The 23,059-nt window shown below is 56.6% G+C and carries 24 protein-coding genes; 3 read left to right on the top strand and 21 right to left on the bottom strand.

All coding sequences use genetic code 11. The annotated features are described in order from the left end of the window. Position 1: 1 nt before the first annotated feature. The 19 genes from RPS27_RS03890 to RPS27_RS03800 all read right to left on the bottom strand — a co-directional run bounded on the left by RPS27_RS03890 (position 2) and on the right by RPS27_RS03800 (position 17,890). Positions 2-415: an acetyl-CoA carboxylase biotin carboxyl carrier protein gene (locus tag RPS27_RS03890; RefSeq protein ID WP_128929669.1), complete on the bottom strand. Its 414-nt coding sequence runs from the start codon at positions 413-415 to the stop codon at positions 2-4. Continuing rightward, on the bottom strand, positions 412-1,416 hold the full coding sequence (locus RPS27_RS03885) for a biotin-dependent carboxyltransferase family protein (RefSeq protein WP_128929670.1): 1,005 nt from the start codon (positions 1,414-1,416) through the stop codon (positions 412-414). Before RPS27_RS03885 ends, RPS27_RS03890 begins: the two co-directional genes overlap by 4 nt. After that, entirely contained in the window at positions 1,413-2,117 is a 705-nt protein-coding gene (locus RPS27_RS03880) for a 5-oxoprolinase subunit B family protein (RefSeq protein ID WP_128929671.1), read from the bottom strand. The genes RPS27_RS03885 and RPS27_RS03880 overlap by 4 nt, the downstream gene beginning before the upstream one ends. Continuing rightward, positions 2,114-2,590, bottom strand: a complete 477-nt coding sequence (locus RPS27_RS03875) for an acetyl-CoA carboxylase biotin carboxyl carrier protein (RefSeq protein ID WP_164933834.1) — start codon at positions 2,588-2,590, stop codon at positions 2,114-2,116. The genes RPS27_RS03880 and RPS27_RS03875 overlap by 4 nt, the downstream gene beginning before the upstream one ends. A 257-nt stretch (positions 2,591-2,847) precedes the next feature. Next, entirely contained in the window at positions 2,848-3,648 is an 801-nt protein-coding gene (locus RPS27_RS03870; protein ID WP_128929673.1) for an ABC transporter permease, read from the bottom strand. A 9-nt stretch (positions 3,649-3,657) separates the two neighbouring features. After that, complete coding sequence (locus RPS27_RS03865; protein ID WP_206733165.1) at positions 3,658-4,554, bottom strand: ABC transporter permease; 897 nt, start codon at positions 4,552-4,554, stop codon at positions 3,658-3,660. 26 nt (positions 4,555-4,580) lie between these two features. After that, positions 4,581-5,627: an extracellular solute-binding protein gene (locus RPS27_RS03860; protein WP_164933833.1), complete on the bottom strand. Its 1,047-nt coding sequence runs from the start codon at positions 5,625-5,627 to the stop codon at positions 4,581-4,583. After that, on the bottom strand, positions 5,624-6,781 hold the full coding sequence (locus RPS27_RS03855) for an ABC transporter ATP-binding protein (protein ID WP_128929675.1): 1,158 nt from the start codon (positions 6,779-6,781) through the stop codon (positions 5,624-5,626). Before RPS27_RS03855 ends, RPS27_RS03860 begins: the two co-directional genes overlap by 4 nt. Next, positions 6,774-7,535 carry an aspartate/glutamate racemase family protein gene (locus RPS27_RS03850; RefSeq protein ID WP_128929676.1) on the bottom strand — a complete coding sequence of 254 codons (762 nt, stop codon included), beginning with the start codon at positions 7,533-7,535 and terminating at the stop codon, positions 6,774-6,776. Before RPS27_RS03850 ends, RPS27_RS03855 begins: the two co-directional genes overlap by 8 nt. Before the next feature lie 317 nt (positions 7,536-7,852). Next, positions 7,853-9,088, bottom strand: a complete 1,236-nt coding sequence (locus tag RPS27_RS03845) for a pyridoxal phosphate-dependent aminotransferase (RefSeq protein WP_128929677.1) — start codon at positions 9,086-9,088, stop codon at positions 7,853-7,855. A gap of 274 nt (positions 9,089-9,362) precedes the next feature. Then, the gene (locus RPS27_RS03840) at positions 9,363-9,704 is read right to left on the bottom strand and encodes a carbonic anhydrase (protein WP_283810013.1); all 342 of its coding nucleotides are present in this window, start codon (positions 9,702-9,704) and stop codon (positions 9,363-9,365) included. Positions 9,705-10,129: 425 nt separating this feature from the next. Next, the gene (locus tag RPS27_RS03835; protein ID WP_128929678.1) at positions 10,130-10,996 is read right to left on the bottom strand and encodes an urea carboxylase-associated family protein; all 867 of its coding nucleotides are present in this window, start codon (positions 10,994-10,996) and stop codon (positions 10,130-10,132) included. A gap of 44 nt (positions 10,997-11,040) precedes the next feature. Then, positions 11,041-11,820: an ectoine/hydroxyectoine ABC transporter ATP-binding protein EhuA gene (gene ehuA / locus RPS27_RS03830; protein WP_188637407.1), complete on the bottom strand. Its 780-nt coding sequence runs from the start codon at positions 11,818-11,820 to the stop codon at positions 11,041-11,043. Continuing rightward, positions 11,820-12,479, bottom strand: coding sequence for an ectoine/hydroxyectoine ABC transporter permease subunit EhuD (gene ehuD / locus RPS27_RS03825; protein ID WP_128955088.1), 660 nt, complete (start codon positions 12,477-12,479; stop codon positions 11,820-11,822). The genes ehuA and ehuD overlap by 1 nt, the downstream gene beginning before the upstream one ends. Next, the gene (locus RPS27_RS03820; RefSeq protein WP_128929681.1) at positions 12,476-13,159 is read right to left on the bottom strand and encodes an amino acid ABC transporter permease; all 684 of its coding nucleotides are present in this window, start codon (positions 13,157-13,159) and stop codon (positions 12,476-12,478) included. Before RPS27_RS03820 ends, ehuD begins: the two co-directional genes overlap by 4 nt. Positions 13,160-13,187: 28 nt before the next feature. Next, the gene (ehuB, locus tag RPS27_RS03815) at positions 13,188-14,033 is read right to left on the bottom strand and encodes an ectoine/hydroxyectoine ABC transporter substrate-binding protein EhuB (protein ID WP_164933832.1); all 846 of its coding nucleotides are present in this window, start codon (positions 14,031-14,033) and stop codon (positions 13,188-13,190) included. 277 nt (positions 14,034-14,310) lie between these two features. Next, positions 14,311-15,234, bottom strand: coding sequence for a LysR family transcriptional regulator (locus RPS27_RS03810; protein WP_128929683.1), 924 nt, complete (start codon positions 15,232-15,234; stop codon positions 14,311-14,313). 83 nt (positions 15,235-15,317) lie between these two features. Further along, positions 15,318-16,223, bottom strand: a complete 906-nt coding sequence (locus RPS27_RS03805; protein WP_206733164.1) for a TrmB family transcriptional regulator — start codon at positions 16,221-16,223, stop codon at positions 15,318-15,320. A gap of 782 nt (positions 16,224-17,005) precedes the next feature. Next, positions 17,006-17,890 (bottom strand): LysR family transcriptional regulator, encoded by an 885-nt coding sequence (locus RPS27_RS03800; protein WP_232995588.1) that lies wholly within the window; start codon positions 17,888-17,890, stop codon positions 17,006-17,008. Positions 17,891-17,982: 92 nt separating this feature from the next. On the opposite strand from RPS27_RS03800, the gene RPS27_RS03795 reads away from it, so the two are divergent. The 3 genes from RPS27_RS03795 (at position 17,983) to RPS27_RS03785 (ending at position 21,362) form a co-directional block, all read left to right on the top strand. Then, the gene (locus RPS27_RS03795) at positions 17,983-19,041 is read left to right on the top strand and encodes a YeiH family protein (RefSeq protein WP_128929685.1); all 1,059 of its coding nucleotides are present in this window, start codon (positions 17,983-17,985) and stop codon (positions 19,039-19,041) included. Positions 19,042-19,226: 185 nt separating this feature from the next. Further along, a complete protein-coding gene (locus RPS27_RS03790; RefSeq protein ID WP_128929686.1) occupies positions 19,227-20,468 on the top strand; it encodes a CaiB/BaiF CoA transferase family protein in 1,242 nt (413 codons plus the stop codon). 24 nt (positions 20,469-20,492) lie between these two features. Beyond that, the gene (locus RPS27_RS03785; RefSeq protein WP_128929687.1) at positions 20,493-21,362 is read left to right on the top strand and encodes an HpcH/HpaI aldolase/citrate lyase family protein; all 870 of its coding nucleotides are present in this window, start codon (positions 20,493-20,495) and stop codon (positions 21,360-21,362) included. A gap of 54 nt (positions 21,363-21,416) precedes the next feature. Here the strand turns inward: RPS27_RS03785 and RPS27_RS03780 are convergent, their stop codons facing one another. Both RPS27_RS03780 and RPS27_RS03775 read right to left on the bottom strand, forming a co-directional pair. Next, positions 21,417-22,250, bottom strand: coding sequence for an ABC transporter ATP-binding protein (locus RPS27_RS03780; protein ID WP_128929688.1), 834 nt, complete (start codon positions 22,248-22,250; stop codon positions 21,417-21,419). Further along, entirely contained in the window at positions 22,240-23,007 is a 768-nt protein-coding gene (locus RPS27_RS03775) for an ABC transporter permease (protein WP_128929689.1), read from the bottom strand. The genes RPS27_RS03780 and RPS27_RS03775 overlap by 11 nt, the downstream gene beginning before the upstream one ends. Positions 23,008-23,059 lie beyond the last annotated feature (52 nt).

The raw sequence follows: 23,059 nt of genomic DNA, 5'->3' as shown, positions 1-23,059 counted from the left end.
TTCAGCCCGATGCCATTATGCGGTATAGCGTCGTTCCGTATTCGACGTCGCTCTCACTGCGGCAGACCTGCTCGATCACACGACCGGCGACGGGCGCGATCACCGGCCTGAAGATTGGTCCGATAGCGATCACCCCGAGCAAGTCACCTTCTTGAACGTGATCTCCTACGGTCGTCGCCTCTCCCAACGGGTGTCTATTCGAGAACCTACCCACAGCAGGAGCCCGAACGAACGTGGCTGCGTCGGTCCGCTCGACGCCAGCCAGCTCTAGCGCTCTCGTCCCCACCATTTTGCGGTTGTGCCGGCCCAGAGAGAGGCGGATCGAACTCTCTCCGCGTTGCGCCTCCAACTCTTTCACGCCTGCCCGTTTCATTTGGGCGATCAACTCCGCTAATTCCCAAGACTCGATGCTCATGGGAGCTTCGCTCGCGGGGAACACCTACAAAACTTTGCCAACCGTCGGATCTCCTCGATGTAGCTGCGCGTCACCCTCTCGACATCGCGAGCTTCGGCGAAGCTGCACCGAACGAAGTGAAGACACTGGCCTGGCCTTGCTTGCCCAATCCGCCAAAGATCGGGCTCGATGACGACACCAATCTTCGGGTAACCGCCCGCAGAGTTACCGTCCGCCAGTTGTATCACCGGATCACCGGAAGGCGGCACCTGAATGACGCCAGGTACGATCGGGTGCGACCTCATTTCCACGTCATGCGTCCGGCACAGTGTCGCGCCCGTAAGATGATAGCCCATCCGGCTGCTTTTCGTGGAAATCGTCCAAGGTGTGGTCCAAAAGGCGGTTTTGGAGGATTCGTCGAACAGGTCGTACTCCGATGCCGTAATGACGCGGAGGATGACTCCCCCCGGGCTGCTGCCCGCCCACGTCGCCGACGGCAGCTCAGACAAGGCTGGACTGGCGCCATATCCTCCTAAATCCCGCAGAGTGACCGGAGCGGCGTGCCCTACCTCCAATTGGTCTCCGGCCTTAAGCGAGCGCCCTTCAAAGCCGCCGAAGCCATCGCGCAGCTGCGTACTGCGAGATCCGAGTATTACGGGAACTTCGACGCCACCGGCGATCGCCAAATACGTCCGCAAACCGTCCACCGGCTCGGACACCACAAGCTTTTGGCCGCCGCGAGCCGGCGTCACCCACCAAGGAAGTACCGCCACGCCATCGAGCTTTGCACGAGCTGTCGCGCCTGTAAGCACAAAAAGAGTGTCAGAATGAAACTTCACCGCGAACGGATACAATTGCAGTTCGATGGCGGCCGCGTTCTCCTCGTTTCCCAAAAGCGCATTGGCCGCCGCCAAGGCCACGTGATCCATCGCCCCGGATCGTCCAATCCCAAATCCTCGAAAGCCGACACGGCCGTCATCCTGCACGGAGTTGAGCGGCGGAGTCTGAACAACCTCAATCATCTCTCTATGCGCTCCACGCGGAAGCGAATTCGATCACCGACATCGAGAAGATTTGGCGGATTGCGACTTAGATCAAACGGCACCGGCGCCTCCGGTACGTGCCCGATGACGTACCAGCCGGTCGGAAACGTCGGTGGCCCACCGGCGCCGCGAGGATTTCCAAGATTTGATTGCCCGCCCCCGATCGTCACATTTCCCCCAAACGGACGCACCACGGGCACCTTTCTTCGAGGTGTGAAGAGACGTGGGTCTAAACCGAAGAGATAGCCGAATCCCGGCGTCGTGGAGGGCGCGAACACGACATATTCCGGAGTGGAATGCAGCTTTACGACGGTCTCCGGATCGATACCGTGATGAGCAGCCAGTTCACCAAGGTCCATGCCGCGATCGCCTCCATAAACGACACCAACCTCAAGAAGCTTCCCTTGTGGACCGCCCGGTTCAACTTTCCTCCAGCTCTCCAGAAGTCTCGATGCAAGTGCTTCCGGATCGGCCTTCGAAGAGTCGAACAGGACGAGAAGATTATTCATACCGACTTGAGTATCGACAACCACGTCCCATTGACCGACCTGCTTGCTAAGAGTCCAGATACGCTCCTGTGTGGGTAGACACATCGGCCCCTCCGCATCGAACAAGAGCGCCGCACTTCCGCACAAGCTCACCTGCGGGTTTGCAAACTCTATCGGCCTGGAAGGCTTCATGTCGCTTCGCCATCGCTACTGGTATTGCTATTGCACTTCACCTTGAACAATGGCCGTTCGGCCTGCACTTCCACTCCGTTTTCCACCAATATTTGCTCGATTACACCGGCTGTCGGAGCGAGCAGTGGAGTGAAGAGCTTCATCGCTTCGATGATGCCGACCTGCTGACCTGTGGAGATCCGGCTTCCAACTACTACGAAAGGTTCGGCACCCGGCGCGGGCGCGCGATGGAAAATGCCCTGCATTGAAGCGCAGACGAACGACGTCGTTTCGTCGACGGCTTCGTTCGACACGGTCGCATCAACTGGCGGATCGGAAGGCGCCGCCCCATGCATTTCCTGCCTACCCTGTGCGGCCGCAAACATCGTGATCTTTACGCGCAAGTCTCCGTCGGATGCTTCCAGCTCCTCGACCCCTGATCCATGCATCAAGCCAATGAGCTTTGAGATCATCTTGAAGTCTTCGCTTTTCATGGCTCCTTTTCGTCTCCAAGACTCATCTTCTTGCGTCGCAAACGTCGAAGCCATTCAGCCATCGATCCTCGATGGAGCTGCGTGCCAGCCATATGCTGGGCAACACTAAAAACAGTTCGCCAAAACAACGCCAATAACAAAAGTACCTACTTTCATGCATATGATGCATATAGCCCCGGCTGACGGCAGCTTCTTTTTTCCGCCGTCAAGCACCTCCTGTCGGAAGAGACCGGACGCCTTCTACACAGCAGCCGTTGCTATCGCCGGCCTGGCCCTCCCTCGGCCTCAGCAAACGCCTCCAAGCCAACCAACCTCTGCACAGCGATCAGTACAAAGACGGTTGCTCCGATCAACATCGTCGAAATTGCCGATATAATCGGACTTGCGTCCTCCTGTATCGCGGCAAAAATCTTGACTGGCAGAGTTGTGGCGTCGGGTCCGATTAGGAAGAGCGTCACGGTCGACTCGTCGAACGAAATGATAAAACTGAAGATGAGTGCCGTGACAATGCCCGGCCGCATCAGTGGAAGAATAACCTTGAAGAACATCACGACGGGCGTCGCGCCCAGATTCATCGCCGCCTCCTCGACATCCTTCTCAAGGCTCCGCATGTTGTTCAGGATCGGTCGATAAGCGAAGGGTAACGCTAGGATTGTATGGGCCAGCACAATGCCGCTATACGTTCCATTCCAGCCGAGCGATCCGATCACGGTCAGCATCACGACACCCATTGCGGCGTGCGGCAATACCAGCGGCACCAAAATCATGAACTCGAATGATGCGCGGCCCCAAAAATGGCGGCGCGCGGTCACCAATGCGGTTGTCAGCGCTAGGGCAGTGCTCGCCACCGCGACAACAAAAGCAATGACGACGCTGTCGGCCGCCGTTAAAATCCACTCGTCGCTACTGAAGAATTGACTGTACCACTTCAGTGAAGGCTGGCTGAGCGGAACTTCGATGAATCCCGACTCGAAGAATGAGGACAGCACCACGACCACAATCGGTGCGAGCAAAAAGGCGAGCACTAGGACGGCGACTATGCGGCAAGCGACTTTCATCCTACCTCCCTAAGAGGCCGCACTTTTCTTCGCACGAGCCTCGAGTAGCTGCAGAGGCAGCACGACCGCCAGGGCAGCGACGCAAAGAATCATCGCTAGCGCCGCGGCCTTCGGAAAATTGAAGAGTTGAAAGACATCTTGATAAATTTGCGCACCAAGCATCTTGTCACGCATGCTGCCGAGCAACAGAGGAGTGACCACCGATCCCATTGACATCAGAAACACGATGATGCTGCCCGTCACGATCCCAGGAAAGCTCAACGGCAACAGTACCCTGCGGAACGTTTCAAACGGTCCCGCGCCGAGACTGGCTGCCGCCTCCTCCAGTGATTTGTCCAGCCGGATCAGAACTGTCACTATCGCAAGGATCATGAAGGGTGAGAATACATGAACCAGCCCGATCACGATGGCGGTCGGACTGAACAGGATTTCTAATGGACCCGCGATCAGGCCTGATGACATCAACGCCTGGCTAATGACCCCTTTCTTGCCCAGGATCACTATCCAGCCGTACGTTCGCACGACGACGCTTACCAACCAGGGCATCATCAGAATGATGAGAAAGATGTCGCGCCTTCCCGGATATCGCGCGATCCAGTAGGCAGTGGGATAGCTTATCAGGAGCGAAATCGAGGTCGTGAGACCGGCCAACCAAATCGTTCGATAAAGAGTCTCAATGTAATCTTTACGCGCCAAGACTGCCTGGTATTGCGCGAAGCTCAATTCGTTGTTCGACGTGAACGAGCCGACCACGAGTGAGATGACACCGATCGCCAGAAGCATCAACGGTACGCTAGTTGGAACGAGAAGAAGAAATTGGGAGTCGACTTTTACCGGCCGCGCCTTGAACAACATTCCGCTGCCGCTGTGCCGCCGGGTCGTCCTCTCAGTTCCGACATCCGTCATTGACCCGCCGCTTTCCAATTTATTGCTTACTTGACCTGAGAGTAGATTTGTTCGACCAAATTGACCCGCTTCTCCTGGTTCGCGGCAAGCACCGAACAGTCTGGCTGGTAAAGTTTCGAACGCAACGATTGCGGCGAACCAACCTCCTTGAGCTGTTCCTGGCTAAGCGCGGCAGTTTGATTGAGCGGTAGGAAGCCAGACGCATCAAGCATGGCCAATTCTGGTGCTGGCCTTAAAGCATAGTTTATCCAGGCTTTCACGGCGTCCAGATTCTTCGCGCCTTTCGGCACGATCAAGAAATATGACAGCAGCAATCCTCCTTCGGAGGGTATTGTGATATCGACGTTCTTTACACCGGAAGCCCGCATGGTCCAGACGCGGCTCGAATAGTAGGCTCCCGCCGTGACCTCTCCGCGCGACAGCAGGGCATTCATCTGAGCAGTGGAGTTCGTGACAGTCAGAGCATTACGCGCGATCGACGTAAGCAGAGGAATGCCGGGCTGAATGTTGTTTTCGTCGCCCCCTCCGACTTTCGCAAAGAGAACCAAATCATTGGGAGCAGCATAGATCGGCCGGGCGATAGCGACTTTATCCTTGAATTTCGGGTCGGCCAATGCCCGCCAGGACTCGAAGTCTGACGCTTTTGCCTGATCGCTGTTGAATGCGGCCCCGTAATACTGAAAGTAGATGCCGAAAGCGTAAACTTCGCCGTTCTGGTCTATCAGATAGGACGACTTCTCGAAATTAGCCAGTTCGGGGAAGTCTTCCTTCTTAAAGCTTTCCAGCAATCCATCCTTTTGGAGATTTGCGGCGTTGTAGCAGGTGCCCAGTGCGACGTTGAACTGAGGTTTTCTCGCTTGGGCTCTTAACGTCGGCTCCGGATCCGACCAGTCGCGGATCTTGACCACGATACCGGACGACGCGGAGAACGGCTTGCCGACTTTCTCTCGCCACATCTCGCTGTTGCCTCCTCCCCAGGTGCCCATGACAACTTCTCCGTCGGCGGCGCACGCAACCGTCGTCGAAAGGCTGAACAAGCTCAGGGCCATCAATAGACCGGCAGCGTGCTTCACTTCCGCACCTCCTTGTTCGCGAAAACGATGGCGTCCTCCAAATCCCATGCCAACTTGACCTGAGTTCCCGGAAGCAGGCCTTGCTGCTGCACATGCCGGGCCGTCGTATCCACCACCACGACCTTGTCGTCGACCACAACGCTTTGACGGACGGTCGCGCCCATATAGATGTTCGCCACGATCTGGCCGACCATAAGACAACTGTTACCCCACACTTCGCGTCCCACACGTACGTTCTCGGGACGAATCGATATCGCGACTTCTGCGCCGATTTTCATCTCTGGAGTTGCCACTATCAGAGCGTCGGCCGAGACCTCGCTCAGGTGCAGACTCGCACCGTTTTTCTCGAGAGACTGCACGTGGCCGACGAAGATGTTGATATCCCCGAGGAAGCCTCCGACGAATGCATTCTTCGGGTTCTCGTAGACCTCACGCGCGCTGCCCAATTGTTCGAGCTTTCCATGATTGAAAACGGCTATCCGATCCGACAGGATCATCGCCTCTTCCTGATCATGAGTCACGAATACGAATGTTGTGCCGACTTGGTGCTGGATACGCTTCAATTCGATCTGCATCTGGCGGCGCAGCTTGAAGTCCAGTGCACCGAAGGGCTCATCCAGCAGGAGAACGGACGGGCCAGTGACCAGCGCGCGCGCCAGGGCCACGCGTTGACGTTGACCGCCCGATATCTGTTGTATCCGACGTCGTCCGAGCTCGCTCAGATCCACCAACGCGAGCGCCTCGCGTACTCTTGCTACGATTTCGTCGCGTTTGACCTTTTTCACCGCCAGCCCGAAGGCGATGTTCTCCTCGACAGTAAGGTGCGGAAATAGCGCCAAACCTTGGAAGACCAAGCCGACGGGACGCCGATAAGGCGCAACGCCCGTCATCACATGGCCGCCGATCTTGATTGATCCCGCGTCCGGCTGCTCGAACCCCGCGATCATGCGCAAGGTCGTTGATTTACCGCAGCCTGACGGTCCCAAAAATGTCAAAAATTCGCCCTGCTTGACCGTCAATGACAAGTTGTCGACGATCGAGTTATCTCCAAATCGTTTCGACACTTCGATGATTTCGAGCGCGGCCACTCTATCCGCGTCGGAATCGATCGAGCATGCTGGCGGTTCGACGATCCTGACGGCGCGGTTAGGCATTGCTCAACTCGAATACCGGTGCTTCTTGTGGCCGCCGCTCCTTGAACAGGCGGCCTACCCCCGTTGAGGTGACATCGATCTTCATCCTTCGGAGTGCCGCCCAAAGAGAGGCTTGGTTCGAGGTGACAACCGGCAGGTTCAATTCCCTTTCCAATCGGTCGATTTGATCCATCACCAGCAAATTGGTGCAACTGACAAACACGGCGTCACACCTTGAAATGACCTCACGGCTTGAGAGCACCTTGGAGGCAACGTCCGCCGACGAGATGGTCAGGATCTGTCGTCCATCTGCGCAAAAGAAGGAATCGACGGCCTCCACGCCGAAGCCATAGTGCTGCAGAAAGAGGGCCTCTTCCTTGTTGATTAGATCCGGATAGGGAGTGAGCATGAATACTCTGGTCGCCCGAACGGCCTTCAAGGCTTCGATGACGGCTGTTGAAGTGGTGACAGCGGGAATTCCGGTCAACATCGTGATGCGGTCGGCTAGCTTGGCTTCGTTGCCTAGCCCCTCTAGGAAGCTGGCACTCGTACATCCGTAAACTATCACCTCCGGATTCGCCTGTGCGAGATCCGAGGCCGCTCGATCCAACGAGTTGGCCATAGCGAGCTGCGCTTCCTTCGCTATAGCGGTGCCGGGTTTGGTGAGCCTGTTGTGATTGAGCTTGACATTGGGAGGAACGTAGGACGGTAGCTCGGTTTCCATAGCCACATTTATCGGCGGCGCGAGGATACCTATCCGTCGAATGGCGGCCATTACTTCCTCCCTTGTCGATCGCTTTGAGGCTAGCCATTTGGTAGTATTATTTCAAGCTACCAAATACCTCGACTTTCGTGGAGGCGGTTTTGCAAGACCAGCTCAGCGGCCAGCTCGATGAGTTGATCTTGGCGGTTCGCCCGTTTGGCCGCGATACAGAACGCTGGTTAGAGAGCTCATGCGGCCCTGGAGCAATGATGACATCATGTCGCAGATCTCCATTTCGCATCACGGACCCGATGAACCGCAAAACGATATGAGCTGCTCGAATGTGGTCCGACATCGCTCCACACGTATTGTCAGGGCAGCGAGCTGCATCAACTCAGTCGACTGCATGCCCGGGCTATGCGGACACAGGCCTCCTTTAAGGTTTCGTCCGCAGTAGCATATGAGATTCTGAAGTGGGGCGATAAGCCATAGGCCGCTCCGTGCACCACCGCCACCCCTTCGGCATCGAGGAGATACTTGCAAAAGTCCTTGTCATCGGCAAGGACGGTTCCGTCCGGGGTCCGCTTTCCGATCAGGTCGCGGCAGGAGGGGAAGACGTAAAAGGCGCCGGACGGCTTGTCGCAAGCCAACCCGGGCACGGACGCGAGTCCTTCCAGAACCAGATTGCGCCGTCGTTGATATTTCTCTGCTCGCTCTCGAAGCCCCTCTTGCGGCCCGTTCAAAGCCTCGACGGCCGCAGCTTGGCTGATGGACGATGGATTGGCCGTGGCCTGAGATTGCAATTTCGCCATTTGGGATATCAACTTCGCCGGACCCGCGGCATAACCGATGCGCCAACCCGTCATACAATAGGCCTTCGAGACGCCATTGACGACCAGGGTTCGCTCCGCGACGGACTGATCGATCGCCGCCGGCGTACAATATTCGAGCCCGTCATAGACAAGATGCTCGTATATGTCGTCGCTAAGGAGCCAGACGTGCGGATTTCTTCGCAATACATCGATGATTGGCTCCAGCTCCCTGCGCGTGTATACGGCCCCCGTGGGATTAGAAGGCGAGTTCAAGAGGAGCCACCGAGTCCTCGACGTGATCGCACGTTCCAAATCGATCGGATCGAGCTTGAAGTTCCTCGCCGCCGGGCAAGCGACGATTTTGGGTACCCCACCGAAGAACGACACCATTTCCGGGTACGACACCCAGTACGGAGCCGGGATGATGACCTCGTCTCCGTGATCCAACGTCGCCGCCAACGCATTGAATAAGATTTGTTTGGCGCCGTTGGCGACCGAAATTTGACTGACCTTGTAGGAGAGGCCGTTCTCACGCGCGAATTTCTTCGCAATTGTCTCTTTCAGGACTGCCGTACCATCCGTGTTGGTATACTTCGTCTCGCCCCTCTTCATGGCGGCGAGCGCAGCCTGCACGACATTATCGGGTGTGTCGAAGTCGGGTTCACCCTGGGTCAGATTGAGAATTGTTCGCCCCTGAGCCTGCAATTCCCGCACTCGCTGGGCCGCAGCACCACTCTGCGACGGTTGAATTCGATTCACGCGTGCGGCAAACTCGGAGCGGTTGGACGCAGACGCGGCGTCGAAGACTGTCATTGGTAGTTCCTCTCGTCGTTGTCATCTGCCGGATGTGCAGCAGGCCATTCGCGAGCCGATTTCGATTTCAAACCTATCGGCGCAGGAGCGGCCCCCTCATCGATATCGTCCGGATGCACAGGTAATCGCGTCCGTAAAACGGTCCGCACACGCTGGATCAGATTTGCCGGTCTCTCGATCTCGTATGTGCAGAACACCGTTCGCAATCTCGAAATACGATCCATGCAACGTGAGCTGCTTGCGACCTACGCGATCGCACACCACGGAAAACTCATTAGATTGAGCAAGGACTGATCGATCGCAGCCAGCTCCAAGTCGGTGTGATCGTCGTCCAGGCCGCCGCAACACGGCCAGCTCTGTGCGCCACCGGGACCAGACGTTGCATCCATGGAGTCGTGAAGCTTTCTGGTGAGGCCGATACCTTGCCTTTGGCATAAGCGGGGACGCCCCACACCGGGCGTGACCGAGCACAACCAGAGCAGCCCCGGCGGCGTGGAATTCTCCCTCGACACCGAAGGGCGGTACGCGCTGCAACGTTTCTGATGACGAAGATTTCCTCGGGTCTCGCATTGAATATCAATTCGGGTGAAACGCGGCTGTCGCAACATCCGATCACCAGGGCTTCCGGTGACTGCCCCGCGCGCGGCCAATGAATCGAACCTTTGTCGTTCCTGAGGAAAGCGGTCCAACATGAAAGCGGCGTAGCCCTGCATCAATTGTGCGGGAAAGCTCGACACGTCACTGGACATTCCGGATCCTACCACCGATGAGCAATTGCTGTCGGCCTGGCCACAGCGGACAGGATTGACCGATCGCTTATGGGGCCAAATTATCAATCACGCCTCGCCACGACGCCAATTACTAAAGCGCCTGCAACCATGCATGACGAGAATAATCTCGAAATTCGCTGTCGCGGTTGCACTTCAAACCCAAACGCGGCGTCAACTTGGCACGGCTGACGCCATTCCGGTCGGCGCCTAGCTGCCGACGGTATTTCCGAGCGCCTTGATGTTAATCGGCTCTTACAATGCGCTCCGCAAATCAGCTCATCCCGTGCTTGCCTTTGTAGGGCGAGGGTTCAGGCGACTTCCAACCATTCAGCGCGCCCTTCGCGGGACGAAGGATTTCCACCTTCAGGGGATAGCACTTGGGGGTCTGCCCTGGGACCCGCGGCCCACAGTCGCCGCCGGGACAGGCGGATAGCGCACCAAGGAGATTGATCTCCGCGAAGAATTCGATGAAGTCGCCTGGACGAACCGGGCTTGCCTTTTTGATATACTCGTGACTTTCGACATCGAAGCCTGTGCACATAAAGACGTTCATGACGTCGTGCACGTAGCCCTCGGCTTCCTTCGCCGAAATCTTTCTGAAGGCAGATAGGGCTCGAACGAGATTGGAATGGCAACAGTGATCGTAATCTTCACCGGTTATCATTCTTCTCGTGTAAGGGTCGCAGCGTGTTCCGATCACATCGTGAATTCCACAACCATCGGAATCCCACCCATACCATCCCAGACTGTCGTAAGTGATAGTCGCCATCGGCCTCAGGTATGGCATGCTGCTCCACAGGCGATCACCAGTAGAAATGTGCGTCGCATGAATCGCCCGCGTCTTACCGCTGTAGAAGTGTTCAGAAAGATTGTCGCTATTCCAAAGATTAAAATCACCAACCTGCGATCCCTCCACGCTCACGATCCGAAAGAGGTGCCCGGCAGGCACTTCGAACGCGCCGCCATCCCGAGCAGGGATCGTCAACTCCGACACTTTCTCAGCACCGGACCCAACGTTCTGGTAGAATTCCATATCGAGCGCCGGAATTTGTCCGACGGCGTAGACCGTTTCTTTGCGCGCCGACCGGCGAGTCTGAGCATTCTCCGGCTCGGGCATCGAAATGGATCTGGAAGTCATTTGAGTGTCTCCTAAGAGGAATTCGACTGCTGAGACTAAGATCGTCAGGCGTCCAGGACCGACTTTAGAAACGCCTGGGTTCTCGCGCTTTTCGGTTGAGAAAAGAACTGGTACGGCTCTCCTTCCTCGACAATTCGGCCGTGATCGAAGAAGCAAACCCTGTCGGCGATCTCTCGCGCGAAGGACATCTGATGCGTTACCATGATAACCGTCAGTTCCTTTTGGTGAGTCAGCTCCCGAATGACCGCTAGCACCTCGCCAACGAGTTCAGGATCGAGCGCCGAGGTCACCTCGTCGAATAGGAGTATTTTCGGTCTCATCGCCATTGCTCTCGCGATCGCAACCCTTTGTTGCTGACCGCCTGACATCCTCGCAGGGTAGTAGTCGCACCGATCTTCCAGTCCCACCCTTCGAAGCAGCTCCTTTCCGAGGCTCACGGCTTTCTCCTTCGGCATCTTGAGGACGCGAATCGGTCCCTCGGTCACGTTTTCAAGCGCCGTAAGGTGAGGAAAAAGATTAAAGCTCTGAAAGACCATGCCGACATCGCTCCGAATCGTACGTGTTTGCCGGGCCGATGCTTGGCGTGCTGCGCCGGTCGAATCGCACGACCACAACTCACGGCCGCAGATAGAGACACTGCCTCTGTCGATTCCCTCCAATGTCATGAGAACCCTGAGGAGAGTTGATTTTCCCGATCCACTCGGACCGATGACCACAAGCTTTTCACCCTGTCCGACTTCGAGATTTAGGTCATTTAGGACCGTGGACGCCCCAAAACGTTTTGTAACGTTCCTTAGCTGTACTGAGAACGGTCCGGCCGACATTACCGCCATCCCTTCTGGGACAGTCGCTCGAGCCTGTTGATGAGAAACGCGCCGGCAATGCTGAGGACGAGAAACATTATCCCAACCATCGTTATGGGTTCAAAGTACTGAAACCGCCTGGCTCCTTCCGCCTGAGCAACGGCCATGAGTTCCCAAACGGATATGGATGCGAGCAGCGGCGTGTCCTTCAGCATGTAGACGAAGTAACTTCCGGCATTTGGAATGATGAATGGGATCATCTGTGGAACAATGATCCGCCGATATGTGTCGAACGTTGAGAGATTTATGGATGTTGATGCCTCCCATTGCCCGGCCGGAACACCGATCATTGCGGCACGGTAGACCTCGGCCATATACGCACTGTAGTGCAAGCCGAGAGCAATGACGCCGGTCACCAGCGGGCTGATCACGACGCCTGCCGAAGGCCCCACGAAGTACAGAAAATAGATCAGGACCAGGAGCGGCACCCCTCTTGCGAATTCGACGTAGCCGCGAACTAAGATTTTGGTCAGACGGTGCTTAGCGCTGTACAGCGCAAAGAGAAGGAGGCCGCCAAGCAGGGAGGCGATAAAACCGAGGACGGCGGCGAGCAATGTGGTTTGCGCCGCGACCACGAGTTGCGGAAGCAACTCCCAGGCATATTGGAAATCGACCTTCATGCCGACCAGCCCCTGGTTGCGCCGTGCGTTGGCTTACCCTGCCATAACCCGAGACGTCGCTCTGCGTACGCGATTGCCGCTCCTATCAATTGCGCCGCAGCCACATAGAAGATCATGACAACGAGATAGATCGGCACGGTCTGAAAGGTTCTGATATTGAGAGAGTAGGCTTCAAAAGTCAGTTCCGGAACGGTCGCCAAGGCGGCAACCGAGGTGGCTTTCAATACCAGGATGCTGAGGTTACCGAGAGGTGGTATCATCGACAGCATTGCTTGAGGAAGAATGATCCGGCGCATCATCATTGATGGCACCATATTGATCGCCAAGGCGGCGTCATACTGGCCCCGCGGGATAGCGCCGATCGCCGTCCTGACGACCTCAGCTCCATAAGCCCCGAAGCACATGCCTATGGCGAGTGTGGCCGCCCAAAAGGCGGAAATCGCAACCCCGAAGAACGGCAAAACAAAGTAGAGCCAGAACAGGACGACCACCAGAGATATGCCCCTGAAGATCTCGACATAGAGCAAACTGATGGTTCGGATCCACCAGCTCTTGGATGTCCTGGCGATACCGAAAACGAGCGCGCAAGCGAACATCAATACTGTCGAGAGCGCGTAAAGGGCCATCGTCGTTACCGCACCAGAAAGGAGCAGCCATCTACCCTCGTAGAGCGCCGACATCTGTCACCGTCCGCTTCGGGCACGAGTCCTACTGCTTACAAAGAGTATCGAGCTTGACGTCGGCCGCCGGCACTTCGTTCTGCGTCATGCCGTACTTTTTCAGGATCTCAACATATTCCGAAGAATGCACGATCTTGAGCATCTCGGCATTAAATGCGTCCCGAAGCTCCGAATCCTCCTTACGGAAGGCAAATGCGCCGTAGTCTTGCTTCGGCTTGCCATCTATGAGCAGGCCCGTGTATGGTTCGGCGACTTCCAGGGTCGGATCGTTCTTTGCGTTCCAGCGTGCAGTTACCGATATAAGCAATGCCCCGTCGATCCTGCCCGCTTTCAGGCTCGCGACATTGGAGGGGATGTCCGGAAAACGCGTGATTTGGCTATCCTTCACGCCGGCCTTGACTGCATTCTGTGTCGGCTGGCCACTTATGTTGCCACCAACCTTGATGTCCTCGTGTTTGACGATGTCGTCAAGACTATGGATTTGCTTGGGATTGCCTTTGCGAACGAGAAGACCTTCCTGAACGGTGAAGTTGGGCTCGGTGAAGAGAACCTGAAGGCAGCGCGCGGGAAGGATATAGAGTCCGGTCGCGATAAAATCGAAACGTTTGGCTTGAAGTCCCGGGATGAGCGATCCGAACGCAACCACCGTTCCTTCGATCCGCTCTACTCCAAGGCGGTTGAATGCGAGCTTTGCGAGATCGTAGTCTGACCCGGCCAATGATCCATCGGCCTGCTTGAACGCGAAGGGCGGCTCGTTGCTGAAGCCGAGGGTAAGGCCGCTCTTCTTTGCGTCGTCCAGCCTGGCACCGGCAAAACTCGATGACGAGAAAGTCAGGAAAGCGAGTGCTAGAAAAATATGCAAAGTTCGTAGCATGTGTTTCCTCATCTGTCTCGAATGCGTCGCCATTGACACACCGGCATCTCTTTTGGCTTCTGCTCAGTTTGGATTGAGCCAGACTCGCATCCTACATATCTGAAGGGTTATTCGGAACCGCAGCAATTCAATTAGCGTAATGGATGCATTACTTGCTGTAATATCGAGGACGCGCGACTTGCCGGATCCTCCCGATTCCTCAGGAAAACGTGGTCAAGTTGGCTGTGCGTACCGCCGCGACCCGCGCGTCTACAGCACTGCACGGAAGAAGTGCAATTTATCGAATTGTTTGCCCTTGCACGAATTCGAACCGCCCCATCAAATTCTCCAGAGTGCTCCTCACGATTTCGGAAAACCGGACCGCCTGCGCCGTCTTCTTCGAATGGCGCGGATAGACGAAAGCATAGTTGAGCCTTGCCGACGTCTTGCAAGGGCGAACCACGACATCTCGCTCTGCTAGCAGCGCTGCGCTGAATGGATCCGATATCGACACACCCATTCCGGCTCCCACCATTTGGCACGCGATGAACGCCGACGACACTTCAACCCAAATGTTCGCGGCAAGGCCAGCTTGTACGTACATTCCATCAACGATCTGCCGCAACAACGTCGTCCGGTCCAGCGCAATAAAACGGTCCTCGATCAGATCACTGGGGAGAATCGTCTTATTCGCCGCAAGTGGATGATCGGGATGAAGCACCGCAACGGGAACCAATTCGGCGAAGGAATGCGACGTCAACATTTCAAATTGAGTCGGGAGCATTACTATCCCAACGTCGAACCTAAGTCCCGAAGCCCAACGTTCGACTTCGCGTCTTTCCCTGACTTCCAAAGAAATCGAAACACTCGGAAACTCCTTCGAAAATTGGGCCAGTGCCGGCACGAGTAGACTTCGGGCGAGTTGTGGCATTGCCACGATCCGAAGGCGACCGCCTCGATTGGCGCGGATTTCTTTGCCGATGCGGGTAAGATCGTCGATATCCAGCAGGATACGCTCGCATTCCCGCGAGAAGGCTTCTCCTTGAGGAGTCGGAACCAGGCGCCCACCAAGCCGGTTGAAGAGCTTGAATCCCAGCTCCGCTTCAAGGGCAGACAGCGAACGGCTTACCGCTGGTTGGGTCAAATGAAGTCGAGTTGCGGCCCCGGTGACCGAACCGGTCACGATTACACTATGCAGCGCGCGCAACTTTTGAAGGTTCAAAGCCAACTCCCCCTTAAGATTGCTGCTCCTTGCAGGCGCGCGAAACACGCCGGCGAAGCGTGCCAATCGCCGCGACAGACGCGTTAGATCTTTTCTTCTTTCAGCTTGGATTTTTTCTCAACTCGACTCGCGGTAAGCCCTAGAAGGCTTTCCAGCGCCGCAACTTGCGGTGCGGGAAGATACTTCCTTCGAAGCTCGATAATAGCGGGGCCGAACGTCTTCTGGATCGGTTGCCCGAACATTTCGAATATTTCCGCGAAGTAGATCTCGTGCCGCAATAGGGAGTCAGCAAGATTAACTATCGGCTTATTTCGCGTGTAGGAGCCGCCTTGCGCACGAATCTCCGCCACCAGAGCTTCTTCGAAATCCACTGTAAGGGTTACAAGATGCGGTGCGATTCCCACGGGAATGCCGTTTCCCTCGTGGAGATAAGTTCGCGACTTCGCACCGAATTGAAACTTCTCGACTTGAGTCCCGAAAAGGATGATGAGAATCGCAACCCCGCGGTCTGCAGCACGTCGAAGCGCGTCGCGGTGCGGCAGCAGTATTTTCTCTTCTGTTTTTACCCAAATGTGTGATTTCGCTCCGTCGATCATAGCCTCCATCTTGGCGGCGATCGCGTCCTCGCCGTTAATGGTCCATACGTAGCCACCGTCGTTGGACTGTGAAACAGCCGGAATCGTTCGGATCAACTTTGCGCAGCGCTTGCTCGTCGCTGTCGCAATTCGCTCAAACAGAACCTTGGGCGCTACCGCCACATACCGCAGTGGAGTTTCGGAGATCGGTTGAGCCGCCTCCTTCTTTGCCAGACTCTCGAGGACAGAATATGCGTTCGCCTTGGGTAAGCCTGCAAGTTTGGCTACTTCGTAGGCAGTCGCCTGCGAAAGCTCATAGAGCGCGAGGTAGGCACGCGCTTCGTACTCGCTAAAACCCAGAGCGAGCAAGTCTGGCATCAACTCACTTAGATTAGCTTGCTTATCGCCGCTCACCCGATTTTTCCTGATTTGAGCCAAGCAGCGCCCCCACCCGTCGACAAGAAGTGCTTTGCCTCAGTTGATCAATTCGCCTTCGAAGCTTGATTGTCACGCCCTAGCTGACCATTCCGACGTAGCTCCTTGCCGCTCGACGCCGTCGGCGCTCAATTTTGATAGAAGCGCAAGTCTTTGATATCCAGCGGGCAAAGCGAAACTAACATGGGTAGCAGCCTTTATGACTATGGCTTTCGTGTCAAGTGCATGACTTGATCGCGATGGCGCGTTCGACCAGATCGCGACCAGCCGATCGCAAAGCCAGCCAAAGCGAGCGCTCGAGATGAGATGGCCACAATCATCGACCTAATCAGGCCCACCCGACTCGCCAGATTTTCCGGAGAGCGGACTGGGGGCACAGTCTCAGCCTCCAAGCAACAGAGGACCCTGCCCAAAATATCCTGTCGGGGCGCCCCCTCGGAGAACATATTCCCATTACGGCCGCTCAAAACGAGACCTCGCTACCATTGCATCCAACGGCCAACCACCAATAATTTGCGCGTCGGCACAAGAACCGCGATGGGATGTCCTGACTACGGACCCCTCGGACGTTGATCGGATTGCAGTGCAGCAGACATCTGGCGAACTGTCTCGCTATCTATGGTGGATCGGATAAGTTGCTCTCTGGATGTTGCTGACGCAAACTGGGTTTATCTCGCGCCGCTCGCCTTTTTTGATCCGCCGTCACGTCCAGCAAAGCCTTCCGAATGACGAGACGATCCCGCGACTCCATCATATTGATGTCATGGGGCGACACCTATGATTCGCTCAAAGGCAATCGCGGCAGGAATTTTGGTTCGTCCCCGTACTTCCACGTGCCAAAGCGTGCGCGATATCTGCAGATCCTTCATTTTTATCGCCTTGAGCCGGCCAAGCTTGATCTGATCGCCAATGGTTGATGTTGAGACGATCGAGACACCAAGACCGCATGCGACAACTTGCTTGATCGCTTCCGTGCTGCCGATTTCGAGGGTTTTGCGCGGCCGCACGCCATGGTTCAACAGCGCCTGCGCGACGATCTCCCGTGAGCCGGAGCCTGGTTCCCGAACGATCAGGATTTCATCTTCGAGGGCCGCCGCATACACGTGATTTTCCGATAATGCGAAGGCGTGAGTCGGACCTGCTATCAGGCTCATCATGTCCGTCCGCCAGGCCGTACTGACGAGATCATCGTCTTCGACCGGTCCTTCCACGAGGGCGATCTCTATTTCATGCGCGCGCATCATTCCGGCAATATCCCGCGTGTTGGCGCTTACCAGATGCACATCGATGCTCGGATACCTGCGCCGGAAGCTGCCTATGTACTCAGCGATCATGTAGGTCGCGATCGTGGTGCTTGCCCCGATGTGAAGCGATCCGCTCGCGAGGTTGCGCAGCGACGACAGTTCCTCTTCGGCGGCCCGCTCGGCAGCGAACAGATTTTCTGCGTGCCTGAGAAGTGCCCGCCCCTCGCGGGTCGTACGTACTCCTTTCGATGTACGATCCAGCAAGCGACAGCCCACTTGCAGTTCGAAATCGCGTACTCCTTTCGAGACCGCGGGCTGGCTAACGCGCAAGATGTCCGCTGCTCGCGAAAAGCTTCCAGCCTCAGCGACGGTGGTAAAGAAGCGGAGGAAATGCAAATTCATTGGCATAACGCCTGCTTATCGGCCTAGATCAAAATTCTACTGTTATGAGCCCTTGGTTCTCGGGCATAGCCTTGTCGGCTGGCGAGGGACTCATGGCTCCATGCAAAGATCTTCCCAAATCGAGCAAGGTAGACGCGCCTGCCGGTCGTTTGGTTGCATTGCTTCCCGGCATCCTCTTATGCGTGCTCCTGACGCTGCTGTCGATTGGAATCCAGGAGGCCGAGGAGCACATCTTCCAACATCCCTATGTTGAAGCCTTGGTCATCGCCATCCTGCTCGGGATGATGATCCGCAGCGTCTCAACTACTTCCGAGCGCTGGAAGGTCGGAATCGCCTTCAGCGCGAAACAACTTCTCGAAGTGGCCGTGATGCTGCTCGGGGCCTCGATCAGCTTTGGGGCAATCCTGCCTTCCGGATTATTTCTGATTGCCGCGATCGTCGGAACGGTTGCGGTCACGCTTGCCGTGAGTTTCGGCCTCAGCCGCATGCTCGGCCTACCCACTAAGCTTTCGCTCCTGATCGCCTCCGGAAATTCCATTTGCGGCAATTCCGCGATCGCCGCGGTCGCCCCCGTTATAGGGGCAGATGGCGATGATATCGCGTCATCGATTTCCTTCACCGCGGTCCTTGGCGTGCTGATGGTGCTCGGGCTTCCACTGCTCATTCCACTCTTGGAGCTCTCGGCTACTCAGTACGGGATTCTCGCCGGCCTCACCGTGTACGCCGTTCCCCAGGTGCTTGCCGCGACCGTTCCGGCAGGAATCGTCAGCACTCAAATTGGCACCGTGGTGAAGCTCGTTCGGGTCCTCATGCTAGGGCCGTTGGTGGTCGGCTTGTCGCTTGTCGCACCACGCCTGCGTGGCGAAGTCGCGCCCGGCAAGCGCATTAACCTCATCAAATTGGTACCTTGGTTCATCATCGGCTTCTTGGTACTGGCCGGCCTTCGTTCGTTGCAGATCATACCCAGCAGCGTTGCCGCCCCCGTTGCGAAGCTCGCCAGCGTGCTAACCGTAGTCTCCATGTCCGCACTCGGGCTGGGTGTCGATATCCGGGTGCTTTCGAAGGCCGGCGGGAAAGTCACGATTGCGGTGACCTTGTCTCTGATACTTCTGCTCGCGATGAGCCTCGGCCTGGTTCAACTCTTCAAGTGAGGGCACTCTCTGCTTAACTTCGGGTTGCCAGCTGCGGTGAACATCGGGTTCACCGAAAGGATGTTGCAGGATGTGGTCGTATCACTTAATACTACCCCATACAAGTCAGCTTGTTGAGGATCGATGGGGACCTCCGCGGGTACTGTACAGGCACTACTTCCGCCTTGCATCGTTAAGTCGGCGCAATGAAGGCCGTACCTAAGCAGTTCGAGCCAGAGGCTGCTGGCGCGCTTAACGGCGTCCGTGTCGTGGACCTTTCGCGTCTGGTCGCCGGGAATATGCTCACCCTGCAGCTCGCCGACTTCGGAGCCGAAGTCATCAAGATTGAGGACATCGTCTCGGGCGACCCTCTGCGCGCTTGGCGGGTCAACGATGTCAGCATCCATTGGAAGACCTACGCCCGGAACAAGAAGAGTGTCGCGCTAGACCTTCGCGACGAGAGAGGTCGGACGATCCTATCGGATCTGCTCGCGACGGCGGACGTGCTGGTCGAGAACTTCAGACCCGGAGGTCTGGAAAAGCTGGGTTTGTTGCCCGAGGTCCTTCGAGCACAGAATGCAGGACTGATCATCGTGAGAATCTCGGGATGGGGGCAGACCGGTCCCTATCGGGACAGGCCCGGCTTCGGCACTCTGGTCGAAGGCATGTCAGGCTTCGCTTCCCGCAACGGATTCCCTGATCGACCTCCGCTGCTGCCACCCGCCACGCTCGCCGATATGGTCGCGGGCATTTACGGATTTGGGGCAACCATGGTTGCGCTCAGGCATCGAGAAGTGAGCGGGGGTAACGGCCAGGTTATCGACTTGCCCTTGTTAGATCCGCTTTTTTCCCTCCTCGGTCCCGAAGCCGGAATCTATCAACTAACACAGCAGGTACGCCCGCGGACCGGCAGTCGATCGCTTACCGGAGCGCCGCGCAACACATTCCGTACCAGCGACTCTCGCTGGATCGCAATCTCCGCCTCGATGCAAGTTGTGGCCGAGAGGTTGTTCCGGACTATCGGTCGCCCTGACATGATCGTGGATCCCCGATTTTTGACGAACTCTGATCGCATCAAAAACGCCGATGCTTGCGAGGAGCCTATCGCGGAATTCATTGCCGCGCGGACGCTTGAAGATAACATGAGTATATTCGAGCGGGCAGACGTAACTGCTGCACCAATCTACGACATCGATCAATTCTTGGATGACCCCCATGTTCAAGCTCGCGAAATCGTCGTTGGGTTACCGGACTCCGAACTCGGAACGGTTTTAATGCACAACGTGGTCCCGAGGCTCGAAACTACGCCCGGAAGGATTCGGATGCCCGCTCCGGATCTCGGTCAACACACGTTTGCGATTCTGCGCTCCCTCGGCATCACGCAGGCCCGGTTGGAAGAACTGCGCGAGGCTGGCGTCATCGTGCAGGCTAAGCCATCATCCCAATGACCCGTAGGCGACCGGAAGACACCAGTGTACCGATCTCTGCTTTATGTCCCCGCCTCATCTGAGCGCTTCATTGCAAAGTCGGCGCTTTGTGGCGCCGATGCCATAATCCTGGATCTTGAAGACAGCGTCGCGCCCGCACAGAAGGAGGGGGCACGCAATAGGCTTGCGTCGTCGATAAAACGATGCGCTGCCGCAGGAGCTGACATTTGGGTGCGTATTAATCGACCTCTGTCGGCTGCCGTCCGAGATATCGAGGCTTCGGTGCTCGGTGGTGCCAAGGGCATTCTGATTACAAAAGTCGAGGGCGCCGAGCACGTGCGGTTGCTTCTAGAGGTTGCTGAGCGAACCGAACGGGATCATGACCGTCGCGAGCCACTCCAAGCGATCGCAGTCATCGAGTCCGTCAAGATTTTGGCCAAAGCGGACGACATCGCACGCGCCCACGAGCGGGTGATAGGCCTGATGGGCGGTAGTGAGGACTTAGCGCTATCGATGGGAGCTAATCCCACTCATGAGGCACTTAAGATACCCAAGATGCTGGTTCACATGGCCGCTGCCGGAGCCGGAAAATACTCGTTCGGATTGTTCGGCTCCGTTGCGGACTACAAGGATGTCCGACTAATGCGCGAGCTAGCGGAGGAGGCATTCGGTCACGGAGTTACGGGTGCGACCTGTGTCCATCCTTCAGTGGTACCGATCCTAAACAATGCCTTTGCACCGTCCGACGCTGATGTCGCAAGGGCGCAATTGATCATCGAGACCGCCCGTCAGCAAACCGAACGTGGCGTCGGCGCCTATTCGCTGGAAGGCAGGATGGTCGACGAGCCCGTCGTCGAACGTGCCCGGCAACTCTTGGAGCGGGCGCGGCGCCACCGGCGTGCCGACGCAAGCTGATCAGAGCGTTAGAGTGTCGGCCTGCGGTAATCTGGGCTATTGATTCACAGCGCTCTATGAGCGGCCAGCAAACGTCTGGCGTTCGCGCTTCATCGCCTTGTCGACTTCCGCCGACAGAAGAGCCGTAACCTCGTCTTCGTATCGCCGGACCTGCGGGTCCCTTAAGTCCCGAGGGTGGGGTAGCTTGATCGCCACGTCCGCAATTATTCGCGAGGGCCGTGAGCTCAGAATAAGCACTCGATCGGCAAGCTGAACGGCCTCTGATACACTATGAGTTATCATCACGATAGTTCGATTGGCCTCGACCCAGAGGTTTTGTAGATCCTGGATCATGTAGTTCTTTGTTTGCACGTCGAGTGCGCCGAACGGCTCATCGAGTAGCAGCACCTCCGGATCGTAACTAAGTGCCCGAGCGATGGCGACGCGCTGTTTCATGCCGCCCGACAGAGACGATGGATAGGCATTCTCGAACCCCGAAAGGCCTGTCAGACGAAGCCACTTCCTCGCCCGCTCCTCAGCTTCCTGCCGTGGCACACCTTTGATGTCCAGGCCCAGCGTCGCATTACGCAACACCGTAAGCCAGGGGAACAGCACGAACTCCTGAAAGACCACGCCACGGTCGGGTCCTGGCCCCACCACGAGTTCGTTGTTGATTAGCAGTTCCCCCTGGCTTGCCTTCTCGAATCCAGCGATCAGGTACAGAAACGTCGACTTGCCGCAACCGCTTGGACCGATGATAGCCACGAATTCCCGTTCGTTGATCGTGCAAGAAATGTCCTCCATCGCCAGCACGTTTCCGAAATACTTCTGGACATTCTTGGCGACAATCTTGGGCTTGGTACCGGCACCGTCGCGCAGCGGGAGTATTTTTGCCGTTTCAACGCTCATTGAGTACTCCCCATTTCTCGATGGTAGCAGCTTCGATCTTGCCAACCAGAACGTTCTCAAGAAGATAGCCGAGCGCCGCAATCATCATCACGCCACCATAGATGACGCCAATGTTCATGTATTCGGAGGCGTCATAGATCATGAAACCCAGGCCATAGCTGCTGGCGGCCAGCATCTCGGCGGCGATCAGAGCGCGCCAGGCGTAACCTGTACCGAGCCGTGTGCCGGTGATCAGGCAAGGAAAAATGCCGGGAATAATGACGCGCCAAAATACCTGCCGTCGGCTCGCGCCCATCGACCAAGCCACCCAAAGCATTTTGACGTTCAGCATTTCGATGCCGCTCGCGACGATGTATATCATTTCGAAAACCGCTGCGAGAAATACGACTAGGATGGTCGTGCGGTTATCGATACCCATGACCAACAGCAGGACGGGGGTCCATGCTAGCGTCGGCACAGGCATCAAGATGCTAATGATTGGCTGAAACACCAGCCGCGCCCGCTGACTCATGCCAAGTCCAACCCCGAGCAGGGTACCTATGATTACCGCAAGTGATAATCCCGAGAGCAAGCGCAGCATGCTGTCTGCCACGTGCCACAGAATTGCATATGGCGGGTTTCCGTTTGGGCCGGATTGCACCCAAAGCTTGTTGAGGATCGCGGACGGCGCCGGAAACAAGAAGCCGTTTATCAACCCTAACCGCGAGCACACCTCCCAAGCCACCAGCGGCACCAGGATCAGCGCGATACGAGCCATCGGTATCGCGAGACCGGACGAGGCTGGGGACCGAGTATATCGCTGCAGACGG

This window comes from Bradyrhizobium sp. WYCCWR 12699, assembly GCF_032144035.1.
Taxonomy (GTDB): Bacteria; Pseudomonadota; Alphaproteobacteria; order Rhizobiales; family Xanthobacteraceae; genus Bradyrhizobium.
Note: the sequence above shows the minus strand (reverse complement) of the source record. Positions and strands in the feature narration are given on the sequence as shown.

Excerpts from the sequence above, each read along its gene's own strand:
- RPS27_RS03890 (WP_128929669.1), bottom strand. The coding sequence starts at position 415 with ATGAGCATCGAGTCTTGGGAATTAGCGGAGTTGATCGCCCAAATGAAA.
- RPS27_RS03885 (WP_128929670.1), bottom strand. The coding sequence starts at position 1,416 with ATGATTGAGGTTGTTCAGACTCCGCCGCTCAACTCCGTGCAGGATGAC.
- RPS27_RS03880 (WP_128929671.1), bottom strand. The coding sequence starts at position 2,117 with ATGAAGCCTTCCAGGCCGATAGAGTTTGCAAACCCGCAGGTGAGCTTG.
- RPS27_RS03875 (WP_164933834.1), bottom strand. The coding sequence starts at position 2,590 with ATGAAAAGCGAAGACTTCAAGATGATCTCAAAGCTCATTGGCTTGATG.
- RPS27_RS03870 (WP_128929673.1), bottom strand. The coding sequence starts at position 3,648 with ATGAAAGTCGCTTGCCGCATAGTCGCCGTCCTAGTGCTCGCCTTTTTG.
- RPS27_RS03865 (WP_206733165.1), bottom strand. The coding sequence starts at position 4,554 with ATGACGGATGTCGGAACTGAGAGGACGACCCGGCGGCACAGCGGCAGC.
- RPS27_RS03855 (WP_128929675.1), bottom strand. The coding sequence starts at position 6,781 with ATGCCTAACCGCGCCGTCAGGATCGTCGAACCGCCAGCATGCTCGATC.
- RPS27_RS03850 (WP_128929676.1), bottom strand. The coding sequence starts at position 7,535 with ATGGCCGCCATTCGACGGATAGGTATCCTCGCGCCGCCGATAAATGTG.
- RPS27_RS03845 (WP_128929677.1), bottom strand. The coding sequence starts at position 9,088 with ATGACAGTCTTCGACGCCGCGTCTGCGTCCAACCGCTCCGAGTTTGCC.
- RPS27_RS03835 (WP_128929678.1), bottom strand. The coding sequence starts at position 10,996 with ATGACTTCCAGATCCATTTCGATGCCCGAGCCGGAGAATGCTCAGACT.
- ehuA (WP_188637407.1), bottom strand. The coding sequence starts at position 11,820 with ATGTCGGCCGGACCGTTCTCAGTACAGCTAAGGAACGTTACAAAACGT.
- ehuD (WP_128955088.1), bottom strand. The coding sequence starts at position 12,479 with ATGAAGGTCGATTTCCAATATGCCTGGGAGTTGCTTCCGCAACTCGTG.
- RPS27_RS03820 (WP_128929681.1), bottom strand. The coding sequence starts at position 13,159 with ATGTCGGCGCTCTACGAGGGTAGATGGCTGCTCCTTTCTGGTGCGGTA.
- ehuB (WP_164933832.1), bottom strand. The coding sequence starts at position 14,033 with ATGCTACGAACTTTGCATATTTTTCTAGCACTCGCTTTCCTGACTTTC.
- RPS27_RS03800 (WP_232995588.1), bottom strand. The coding sequence starts at position 17,890 with ATGAATTTGCATTTCCTCCGCTTCTTTACCACCGTCGCTGAGGCTGGA.
- RPS27_RS03795 (WP_128929685.1), top strand. The coding sequence starts at position 17,983 with ATGGCTCCATGCAAAGATCTTCCCAAATCGAGCAAGGTAGACGCGCCT.
- RPS27_RS03790 (WP_128929686.1), top strand. The coding sequence starts at position 19,227 with ATGAAGGCCGTACCTAAGCAGTTCGAGCCAGAGGCTGCTGGCGCGCTT.
- RPS27_RS03780 (WP_128929688.1), bottom strand. The coding sequence starts at position 22,250 with ATGAGCGTTGAAACGGCAAAAATACTCCCGCTGCGCGACGGTGCCGGT.
- RPS27_RS03775 (WP_128929689.1), bottom strand. The coding sequence starts at position 23,007 with ATGGCTCGTATCGCGCTGATCCTGGTGCCGCTGGTGGCTTGGGAGGTG.